Consider the following 10,000-nt stretch of genomic DNA (forward strand, 5'->3'; position numbering starts at 1 on the left):
TGAATTGCAGGGTCTTTGGGCGAGTGAATTAACTCTTGCCGATCCTGAAATATCACAGAAGACAGCGGTCCAGCGGGCCGCCTGGCTGAACGGAGACACCTTCACCGATGTCGGTGGGGCGGTGCGTCGGGTGATGGACGGGGCTCTCGATGCGGACACGCAACGCGTGTTGGCTGAGGAACATGCCTATATCGAAGCCTATCGCCAAAGCTGGTCCGTCGCTCCTTATCCGCCGGTGCATGTGACGGTCGATGCCCTGATCCGCAAAGATGATCGTGTCCTTCTGATAAAACGCGGCGGATTGCCGGGCCGCGGACAGTGGGCCTTACCCGGTGGCTTTCTCGATCCACACGAGACCGTATTTGCGGCGGCCCTGCGCGAATTAAGGGAGGAGACGGGTCTGTCTTTGTCAGAAAGGCAAGCTCTTAAGTACCTAAAAGGCCAACGCGTCTTCGATCAACCGGAACGTAGCGCGCGCGGCCGCACCATCAGTCATGTGTTTTATTTTGACCTCAGTGGCATGGATTTGCCCGCACTGGAAGCCGGGGACGATGCGGCCGCACTCAAATGGACGGGGGTGGACTGTGCCTTAAAGATGCGCGCGCATATGTTCGAGGATCATTACCTGATGCTGCAGTATTTCCTCTCTACAGGTGCCTGAGGTGCGGTGTGGATTTGCGATGAGGCCTGCCTTGCTCGCGTGTACACTGTCACCGATTCGTAATGTGCCCGGAGACGTTTGACATGTATGGTCGTTTGACGGTGATTTGCGGCCCGATGTTTGCGGGCAAGACGACCGAGCTTCTGAAGCGCATCCTGTGGGCCCGCAATGGCGAGGGTAAGGATGTGCTGGTCGTCAAAACCGCCTTTGATGTGCGCTACTCACGAACCGAAGTGATTACGCACGATGGTCTGGCCGCCGAAGCGGTGGTGCTGCACGCCTTTGGCGACATCGAAGCCCGTTTTCGTGAGGCCGATCTGGTCTGTTTTGACGAAGTGCAGTTTTTTCAGGACATGGACCGCGACGTGGTCGAGGTAGTCAAATGCCTTCTGGAGGCCGGAACGGATGTGGTGGCAGCCGGCCTTGACACCAACTGGAAGGGAGATGCCTTTGCCGCGACGGGTCTGTTGATGGCCATGGCCGATGAAGTCGTGAAACTCCGTGCACACTGTGCGGTATGCGGGCAGCCGGCCCACAAGACCTTCAAAAAGGTTGAGGACGAGTCGGAGATACAGTTGGGGCATAATGATATTTATGAACCCCGCTGCAATCGACACTGGTTCTCTGACTTGCCCTTGATGATGAAGCTTGAGGCGCTTAAACGGTCTGGAAAGACAGATGGCTGAGCGTATGACGGATGTGACCCCGGAAGATGTGGCGATGGCGCAGGTACGCATCGCTGGGCAGGTACACAGAACGCCTCTGATTCAATCCGAGACGCTAAACAAGGCCCTGGGTCACCGTATTATTTTCAAAGCCGAAAATTTGCAAAGGATCGGGGCCTTCAAACTGCGCGGCGCGACTAACACCCTCAAAGCCTTGCAAGAACAGAACGCTCTGTCTGATAGCGTGTGTGCCTTTTCCTCAGGCAACCACGCACAGGCCGTGGCCTATGCCGCCCGCGCCCTGGGCGTCAAGGCTACCATATTTGTTCCCCAGCAGGCCTCAGGTTTAAAGATAGCTGCGACCCGTGCCTGCGGGGCGGAGGTGGTAGTCACCGAAACGCGTCAGGTCGCCGAAGCCGCTGTTGCCGACTATATCGAACGCGGTGCCACCTTCGTACATCCCTATGACAATCCGCACGTTATTGCGGGGCAGGGCACGGCCTGTCTGGAAGCCCTTCAGGATGGCGTTGAGGCTGATGCCGTCTTTGCGCCGTGTGGGGGCGGCGGGTTGATGTCGGGGACATGGCTGGCCACCCGACTTGCGCGACCGCAGGCGAAGGTTTTTGCTTGTGAACCGGGAATGGCTAACGATGCTCACCGCTCGGTACAAAGCGGCGAGATCGTGCGTCTGAATGAGACGCCGATGACCATAGCCGACGGTGTGCGGACGCTCGCTGTGTCTGAACGCACCCTGTCGTACCTGCGTCAACTCGATGGATTTTATGAAGTTGACGAGCGTGAAATCATCCTGTGGACCCAATGGCTGACCCATCTTTTGAAGCTGACCATTGAACCCACCTCGGCCATGTGCATGGCGGGGGTTCAGCGTTGGCTGCGAACCCAGACGGGGCCGCGAACCGTTCTGGTCATCCTCTCCGGTGGCAATATCGGCGCGGATACGCAAAGGCAGATATGGGCGGAGGATCATCTTCTGAACTGGCCGCTATAGGTACCGCAACGAGATGCGGCCGAGCGCACTCTTTTCAACTTTCGGATAGGGAAGGACCAAAAAGCCTTTTGGATTTTGTCTGAAAAAGTGCTTTAGGTTTCATTATCGGGGGCCGTCATTGCGCCCTGTTCTATTTTAAATATGTCATTCTGACCGCAACGCGGACTCACTGATTTTTAGGAGCACCTATGACTGCAAAGCTTGATCCCGTGACCGGTTTTGTCGTGATGGCCTTCGGTTCGCCGGGCGTTGCGCTCATTCTGGCGGGGGCCATACTGGTTTTCGCGCTGGGTCTGATCGGGCTTACCGCTGTGCGGGTCTATAACCCCTTGCTTATGGAAATCCGTGACCGCTGGAACCTTTTAGGGGGGCTTGCCGGGCGGAATCGCCGGATTGCCTTTTTTGAGCAGTTTGCGACGGTGGATACACGTTTTTCCGGAACCGGAGCCGATGGACGGTTGTCGGCCGCCCTTGTGCTCGGCTGGGCCAATTACCGAAGCCTGCTTGTCGATAGCGAAGGCGATGGGTTCATCACCTCAATCCGTGCGGCGGAAGCCTTTGATCGCCTGGATGAGCCCGCCCGTGCTTTGGAATGGTGGGCGAATATTCTGGTGGCCGTTGGTCTGGTCATCACCTTTCTGGGCATTGTCGCCGCTCTGTCGGAAGCCACAGCGGCGATGGCCGGCGGTGAGGGCGGGTCGCAGATGCAAAGCGCGCTGATGGGACTGCTGGCAATTGCGGCCACAAAGTTCTGGACCTCCATTTCCGGGGTTTTCTGCTCTATCATCCTACGCGTTGTCGCCCGTTTCTGGCGCAAGGCAATCGAGAACGCTGAGGCGGGTTTCTTCGTAACCCTTGATAGCTGTGTCAGCTTCATGCCGCCGGAAAAGGTCTCGCTGGAGCAGCTTAAGAGCCTCAAGCGACTTGAAAATGCGATCGGCGGAAAGGTTTGAATATGCGCTTCAAACACCGCCGTGCCACTGAGCTGGAAGAGGGCGAAAGCTATTACGTCTCGATGACCGATCTTATGGTCGGCGTCCTCTTTATCTTCATCATCATGCTGGCCTATTTCGCCCTGCATTTCCGGGACACGACCGAAGAACTTACCAGTGCCAAGGATGCGCAGACGACCGCCTTGATGAAGGTGGCGACGGAATTGCGCTCGCACGCCGCAGATATCGAGGTCGATTACAAAAACAGAATTGTCTGTCTGAAAGACACGGACCTTCTTGAAACGGGCGGCACGGGTGAGCGACGCTGCTTTGCCTATTCCGGGGCGCCTCCTGTCGATGTTCAGAGCGAAGCTGCGCAGAAATCGGCGGCGGCTCAGGCGGTATTTGCGGCGGCCCTGAACGGCGATGTCAGCAAGAAAATGCCACAGGCGAGCGTAAACCTCTCGGATGGCACCACCAGTTTTGACGCGGATCGCCTGTTCACGCCGGGTACAGCGACCTTGTCCGCTGAGGGACAGGCCGCTGCAACGGAGTTGGCGAGTAGTCTGGCGACGCGGCTGCCTTGCATGGCCTACGGCACCAATGCAGCGGGTTGCCAGGGAGAGGCTAAGATGAGTGCCGTCACGATCCTTGCCGTTGCCAATATTAATGCGTTCACGGCGGACGGGCGCGCGGCTCAGGCCTTGTCTTTGGAGCGATCTGTGGCGTTCCATCAGGCCTTGGTAGCCTCCCAGCCCGTTCTTGGACAATTACGCAATCAGCCTGAGGGCGGAGAGCCCCTCTTGCGGGTCGTGTCTGTGGGCAATTCGTCTGTCAATGCCCCGTCCGGTGGTTCGGGCAAGACGCTGATCATTCAGTTTCAGATGGCAACGCCCGCACAATAAGGGCGTCAGTGTTCAAGGCCCTGCCCCCTTTCGGATGCGACGGGCGCATCTATGTTGAGGTTAAATTATGAACGACACGGCAAAAGCGCTGATCGACGTCAAGACACGTTTGAAAGATTGGCTGTTTAATGCCGCCCTGCCCATCTGGCGCGATAACGGCGTTGATAAGGCCAAGGGCGGTGTCTTTGAAACCCTTGCGCTTGATGGGACTCCGGCCGATGTCAACCGCCGCACGCGCGTTGCGGCGCGTCAGGTCTATTCCTATGCGCTGGCCAGACAGATGGGCTATGCGGGCGATGTCGATACGGTTATAGACGCGGGACTGAACTGGCTGAGCGGTCCCGCGGCCGCGCCGGGTGGTCTGGTCTATGCCGTTCTGACGCCGCAGGGCGAAGTCGTGAAGGCCGAGTTCGACTTTTACGACCACGCCTTCGCCCTTCTGGCCTATGCCTCGGCCTTCAAGGTACGCCCGCACGACAAGAGCCTTGAGCAAAAGGCTATCGCCATTCGCGACACGCTGCTGACGACCTACAAGCACCCGGTGCGTGGCTTTGAAGAAGCCAATCCGCGCACCCTGCCGCTGAAAACCAACCCGCACATGCACATGTTCGAGGCCTCACTGGCCTGGATCGAAGCCGGTGGCGACAGTGTTTGGAAAGACATTGCCGGCGAAATCGCGCAACTGTGTCTCGACAAGTTCCTACATCCGGAAAATGGCAGCTTGCGCGAATATTTCGACGGCGACTGGAACCCGCTGGAAGGCGAGATGGGGCGCATCATCGAGCCGGGCCATCAGTTTGAATGGGCGTGGTTGCTGGTGCGCTGGGCGGCCATCAGCGGCGACGATACATTCATTGCGCCGGCCAAACGCCTGGTCGAAATCGCGGAAGACTTCGGCACGGATCATGGACGCAACGCCACCGTGTTTGAGCTGTGGGACGACTTCTCGGTGAAGGACAACAAGGCGCGCCTGTGGGCCCAGACTGAGCGCATGAAGGCCTATGTGGCCTTGCAGTCCATCGCAGCCACGCCGGAAGAAAAGGCTGGCTATGTCGAAAAGCTGATCAAGGGCGCCGAGGGTCTTGAGCTTTATTTCGATGCGCCGGTGCGCGGGCTTTATCGCGACAAGATGAACCCGGACGGCAGCTTTGTGCAGGAGCCCGCACCGGCTTCGACCCTTTATCACATCATCTGCGCCATCGACGAAACCTTCCGCGTTGAAATGTGAGACTTAAAGACAGCTTACGGGCTTGAGTGTGCGCTCACGCCATTCTAAAAGCCCGTAAGTTTTTCGCGGAGTGCCCCGAATGTCTGAAGTCCCGCCAATCCTGCTGATACTGATTGCGCTGAAAGCGGGGGCCAGGATTATGGACGTCTACCAGACGGATTTTTCGGTTGATGCCAAGTCAGACGCCTCTCCGGTCACCGAAGCGGATGGCGCGGCGGAAGAGATCATTTTGACGGAACTGGCCAAGCTGTCGCCGGACATCCCTGTCGTTGCCGAAGAGGCCGTGTCGAAGGGTGACGTGCCGGAGACAGACAAGGTCTTCTATCTGGTTGATCCGCTGGATGGTACGCGTGAATTTATCTCACGCAATGGCGAATTCACCGTCAATATCGCCCTGATAGAAGAGGGCGTACCTGTTACCGGAGTTGTCTATGCCCCTGCGCTTGGTGAACTCTTTTGGGGCGCGAAAGGTAAGGGCGCGTTCCGGGCTGCGGTGAAAGAGGGGGTTATAGGTTCGCAGGAACTTATACGGGTCCGTGCGGCCCCTTCAGCGGTGACCGCCATCGGCAGTCGCTCACACGGCAGTGCTGAAACTGAAGAGTGGCTTAAGCAATATGTGGTCAATGACTTTGTGGCGGCGGGATCGTCTCTGAAATTCTGCCGCGTGGCCGAAGGCTCGGCCGATCTTTATCCCCGTCATGGTCGTACCATGGAATGGGATACGGCAGCAGGCGATGCCGTCTTGCGCGCGGCCGGTGGTCTGGTCACCACGCTGGACGGAGAGCCGCTTACCTATGGCAAGCGCGCGCGTGCGGAGGCAACCGATTTTGCCAATCCCTACTTCATTGCCTATGGGGATACGGGACTCAAAAAAGATTAGTCAGGCTGAATCGTGCCGTCACGCTTTTACGTTTGTCCGCGTGAGTCTTCCTTCGTAAAAGCCGGACAAGAGAACGGACCGCGGGGTCCCCGAAAAGAGTGTGGCAAGGCATGTCGATTACCCCTGACCGGTTGACTCACCTGCGGCGGCTGGAAGCCGAGTCGATCCATATCATGCGCGAAGTGGCAGCGGAGTTCAAAAACCCCGTGATGCTCTATTCGATCGGCAAGGATTCGTCGGTCATGCTGCATCTGGCGCTGAAGGCCTTCTATCCCTCAAAGCCGCCTTTCCCCCTGATGCACATCGACACGACGTGGAAGTTTCGGGAGATGATCAAATTCCGTGACGACACGGTGTCGCGTCTCGGTCTGACCCTGCTCAAACACACCAACCCCGATGGCCTGCGCGACAACGTCAACCCGTTTGACTACGGCAGCTCGGTCTATACCGGCATCATGAAGACGGATGCGCTCAAGCAGGCCCTGACGACGCATGGTTTCGATGCGGCCTTTGGTGGCGCGCGGCGCGATGAAGAAAAGTCGCGCGCCAAGGAACGTATCTTTTCTTTCCGCACGCAGAACCACGGCTGGGACCCCAAGAACCAGCGGCCGGAACTGTGGAACCTCTACAATGCCCGCATCAAGCCGGGTGAGTCGATCCGCGTCTTCCCGCTGTCCAACTGGACCGAACTCGACATCTGGCAGTACATCCTCGTCGAGAATATTCCCATTGTGCCGCTCTATTTTTCTGCCCCGCGTCCGGTGGTGCGGCGTGGTGGTCAGTGGATCATGGTCGATGATGAGCGCCTGCCGCTCGAACCCGACGAAACCCCTGAAATTCGCAATGTGCGCTTCCGCACTCTGGGCTGTTATCCGCTGACGGCGGCCATCGAATCCGAAGCATCGACACTCGAAGAGATTGTCGCCGAAATGCTCGTGGCCCGGACCTCTGAACGATCGGGGCGCCTGATCGACCACGATGAAGCTGGCTCGATGGAAAAGAAGAAGCGTGAGGGCTATTTCTGATGAACGCTCTGGACAAGATCGACACTGCGGCCTTCACCGACTATCTGGCGGCGCATGAGAAAAAGAGCCTGCTGCGCTTTCTGACCTGCGGCAGCGTCGATGACGGCAAATCGACCCTGATCGGTCGTCTGCTCTATGACACCAAGCTAATTTTTGAAGATCAGCTCGCGGGTCTTGAGAAAGACTCCAAACGCTTCGGCACGGTGGGCGAGGAGATCGATCTGGCGCTGCTGGTCGATGGGCTTCAGGCCGAGCGCGAACAGGGCATCACCATCGACGTGGCCTATCGCTTCTTCACGACAGAAAAGCGCAAATTCATCGTCGCCGACACGCCAGGCCATGAGCAATATACGCGCAACATGGCGACGGGAGCGTCTAATTCCGACCTCGCCGTGATCCTGATTGATGCGCGTAAGGGCATATTGACCCAGACGCGCCGGCATTCCTTCATCGTCTCGCTTCTCGGCATCAAGCACGTCGTGCTGGCGGTCAACAAGATTGACCTGATGGACTACTCTCAAGAGGTCTATGAGCAGATCACGGCCGACTATCGCGCCTTTGCCGCTGATTTCGGCTTTGAGACGCTGGTGTCGATTCCTCTGTCGGCGCGCTTTGGCGACAATGTGCTGGACCGCAGCGAAAAGCTCGGCTGGTATGAGGGCCCGACGCTCGTGGAGCATCTTGAAACCGTTGAGATTAACCGCGACGAGACGCAGAAACCCTTCCGTCTGCCGGTGCAGTGGGTCAATCGCCCCGATTTGAATTTCCGCGGGTTTTCCGGCACCATTGCGTCGGGCACGGTGCGTCCGGGCGATGAGGTGGTCGTGGCCAGTTCTGGCAAGACTTCGCGCGTCAAATCCATCGTGACCTTCAACGGTGACCTGCCGGAGGCCGGAGCCGATGAAGCCGTTACCCTGACGCTTGAAGACGAAATCGACATTTCGCGCGGCGACATCCTTGCGGCACCGCAAGCCCGCCCGGAGGTGTGCGAGCAGTTTCAGGCCAGCTTGATCTGGATGAACGAGGACGAGCTGCTGCCGGGTCGCCCTTATTTGCTCAAGATCGGCGCGCGCACGGTCACGGCGACCGTCACCGACATCCGCCACAAGACCGACGTCAACTCGTTTGAAAAACTGGCGGCCAAGACGCTGAAGCTCAATGAAGTCGCGACCGTCAATATCGCGGCGCAATCGCCCATCGCCTTCGATCCGTATGCGGACAATCGGGCGACGGGGGCCTTTATCCTGATTGATCGCATCTCAAACCTGACCCTGGGGGCCGGGTTGATCGACCACGCTCTGCGCCGCGCCAGCAATGTACACTGGCAGGCGCTGGAGGTTTCCAAAGAGGCGCGCGCGGGCATCAAGCGGCAGAAGCCAGCGGTTCTGTGGTTCACCGGCCTGTCGGGCGCGGGCAAATCGACCATCGCCAATCTGGTCGAAAAGAAACTGCTCAGTCTTGGCTATCACACGACGCTGCTGGACGGCGACAATGTGCGGCATGGACTGAACAAAGATCTGGGCTTCTCGGACGCCGACCGGGTGGAAAACATCCGCCGCGTCGCCGAGGTGTCCAAACTGATGACCGAAGCCGGTCTGATTACGCTCGTCTCCTTCATCTCGCCCTTCCGCGCCGAGCGTCAGATGGCGCGTGAACTGCTGCAAGAGGGCGAGTTTGTCGAAATCCACGTCGCCACACCGCTGGAGATCGCCGAAGCCCGCGACGTCAAGGGGCTGTATAAAAAGGCGCGCGCCGGTCAGATCCCCAACTTCACCGGTATCGACAGCCCCTATGAGGCCCCGGAAAACCCGGAAATCGTCGTGGCGAAACACGGTGAAGCGCCCGAAGCCGAGGCCGAACGTATCTTCCAGTGGCTGTTTGAAAACGGCTATCTGCCGGTAGAGCCGACCTACGTCATCTGATGGCGGCGGCGACTTGTAATCGGCGGCCAATGGCCCCATGTCTGTGCGCCTAAGCGGCGGGTTGAAGTGCTGCGCATTATGCACTAGACCGCAACTGTCTCTGGAGTACAGCCATGTCCGAATTGCGCGCCAATTCCGTCGTCGAACTTGCCTCTGCCAAGTTCGGTAATCACCTGCCCATCTCGGTCATTGCCGGGCCTTGCCAGCTTGAAAGTCGCCAACACGCGCTGGAAGTGGCGTCGGCGCTAAAGGAAATCTCCGAGCGACTCGGCTTTGGCATCATCTTCAAGACCTCGTTTGACAAGGCCAACCGCACCTCGGCCAAGGCGGCGCGCGGAATAGGCTTGAAGGACGCTCTGCCCATCTTTGCGGAAATCCGTGAGAGCCTCGGTCTTGCCGTTCTTACCGACGTGCACGAGTCGCAACAATGCGCTCCGGTGGCCGAAGCCGTCGATGTGCTGCAAATCCCGGCCTTCCTGTGTCGTCAGACGGACCTGCTTCTGGCCGCCGCTGCCACAGGTCGCGCCATCAATGTCAAGAAGGGGCAGTTCCTCGCCCCTTGGGACATGAAGAATGTGCTCGACAAGATCGTGCTGGGTGGCAATCCGAACGTGCTGCTGTGCGATCGTGGGACCAGCTTTGGCTACAACACACTCGTGTCGGACTTCCGCGGCCTGCCCATCATGGCCTCGACCGGGGCGCCGGTGATTTTTGATGCCACCCACTCGGTGCAGCAGCCCGGCGGTCTGGGCGGCTCCTCCGGTGGTCAGCGC

Annotated in this window: 10 protein-coding genes; all 10 read left to right on the forward strand. The window is 58.5% G+C overall.

Annotated elements, in window-relative coordinates:
- The coding region (locus LDL37_RS09085; protein WP_290797029.1) for an NUDIX domain-containing protein at nt 1–661 on the forward strand (661 nt) is incomplete at its 5' end.
- An 83-nt stretch (nt 662–744) separates the two neighbouring features.
- On the forward strand, nt 745–1,347 hold the full coding sequence (locus tag LDL37_RS09090; protein WP_290797032.1) for a hypothetical protein: 603 nt from the start codon (nt 745–747) through the stop codon (nt 1,345–1,347).
- Nucleotides 1,340–2,335, forward strand: a complete 996-nt coding sequence (locus LDL37_RS09095; RefSeq protein WP_290797035.1) for a serine/threonine dehydratase — start codon at nt 1,340–1,342, stop codon at nt 2,333–2,335. The genes LDL37_RS09090 and LDL37_RS09095 overlap by 8 nt, the downstream gene beginning before the upstream one ends.
- A gap of 188 nt (nt 2,336–2,523) precedes the next feature.
- Complete coding sequence (locus LDL37_RS09100) at nt 2,524–3,288, forward strand: hypothetical protein (protein WP_290797038.1); 765 nt, start codon at nt 2,524–2,526, stop codon at nt 3,286–3,288.
- A gap of 2 nt (nt 3,289–3,290) precedes the next feature.
- Nucleotides 3,291–4,172, forward strand: coding sequence for a hypothetical protein (locus tag LDL37_RS09105; protein WP_290797041.1), 882 nt, complete (start codon nt 3,291–3,293; stop codon nt 4,170–4,172).
- Between the two features lie 67 nt (nt 4,173–4,239).
- Nucleotides 4,240–5,400, forward strand: a complete 1,161-nt coding sequence (locus LDL37_RS09110; RefSeq protein WP_290797044.1) for an AGE family epimerase/isomerase — start codon at nt 4,240–4,242, stop codon at nt 5,398–5,400.
- A gap of 79 nt (nt 5,401–5,479) precedes the next feature.
- A complete protein-coding gene (cysQ, locus tag LDL37_RS09115; protein ID WP_290797048.1) occupies nt 5,480–6,280 on the forward strand; it encodes a 3'(2'),5'-bisphosphate nucleotidase CysQ in 801 nt (266 codons plus the stop codon).
- 110 nt (nt 6,281–6,390) lie between these two features.
- Nucleotides 6,391–7,305: a sulfate adenylyltransferase subunit CysD gene (gene cysD / locus LDL37_RS09120; protein WP_290797053.1), complete on the forward strand. Its 915-nt coding sequence runs from the start codon at nt 6,391–6,393 to the stop codon at nt 7,303–7,305.
- On the forward strand, nt 7,305–9,227 hold the full coding sequence (gene cysN, locus LDL37_RS09125; RefSeq protein ID WP_290797056.1) for a sulfate adenylyltransferase subunit CysN: 1,923 nt from the start codon (nt 7,305–7,307) through the stop codon (nt 9,225–9,227). Before cysD ends, cysN begins: the two co-directional genes overlap by 1 nt.
- A gap of 113 nt (nt 9,228–9,340) precedes the next feature.
- A partial coding sequence (gene kdsA, locus LDL37_RS09130; protein ID WP_290797058.1) for a 3-deoxy-8-phosphooctulonate synthase occupies nt 9,341–10,000 on the forward strand: 660 nt, incomplete at its 3' end.

Source organism: Asticcacaulis sp. (assembly GCF_020217185.1).
In the GTDB taxonomy this organism is placed as follows: domain Bacteria; phylum Pseudomonadota; class Alphaproteobacteria; order Caulobacterales; family Caulobacteraceae; genus Asticcacaulis.

Coding starts and splice junctions, on each gene's coding strand:
- LDL37_RS09095 (WP_290797035.1), top strand. CDS start 1,340: ATGGCTGAGCGTATGACGGATGTGACCCCGGAAGATGTGGCGATGGCG.
- cysQ (WP_290797048.1), top strand. CDS start 5,480: ATGTCTGAAGTCCCGCCAATCCTGCTGATACTGATTGCGCTGAAAGCG.
- LDL37_RS09110 (WP_290797044.1), top strand. CDS start 4,240: ATGAACGACACGGCAAAAGCGCTGATCGACGTCAAGACACGTTTGAAA.
- LDL37_RS09100 (WP_290797038.1), top strand. CDS start 2,524: ATGACTGCAAAGCTTGATCCCGTGACCGGTTTTGTCGTGATGGCCTTC.
- LDL37_RS09105 (WP_290797041.1), top strand. CDS start 3,291: ATGCGCTTCAAACACCGCCGTGCCACTGAGCTGGAAGAGGGCGAAAGC.
- cysD (WP_290797053.1), top strand. CDS start 6,391: ATGTCGATTACCCCTGACCGGTTGACTCACCTGCGGCGGCTGGAAGCC.
- cysN (WP_290797056.1), top strand. CDS start 7,305: ATGAACGCTCTGGACAAGATCGACACTGCGGCCTTCACCGACTATCTG.
- LDL37_RS09090 (WP_290797032.1), top strand. CDS start 745: ATGTATGGTCGTTTGACGGTGATTTGCGGCCCGATGTTTGCGGGCAAG.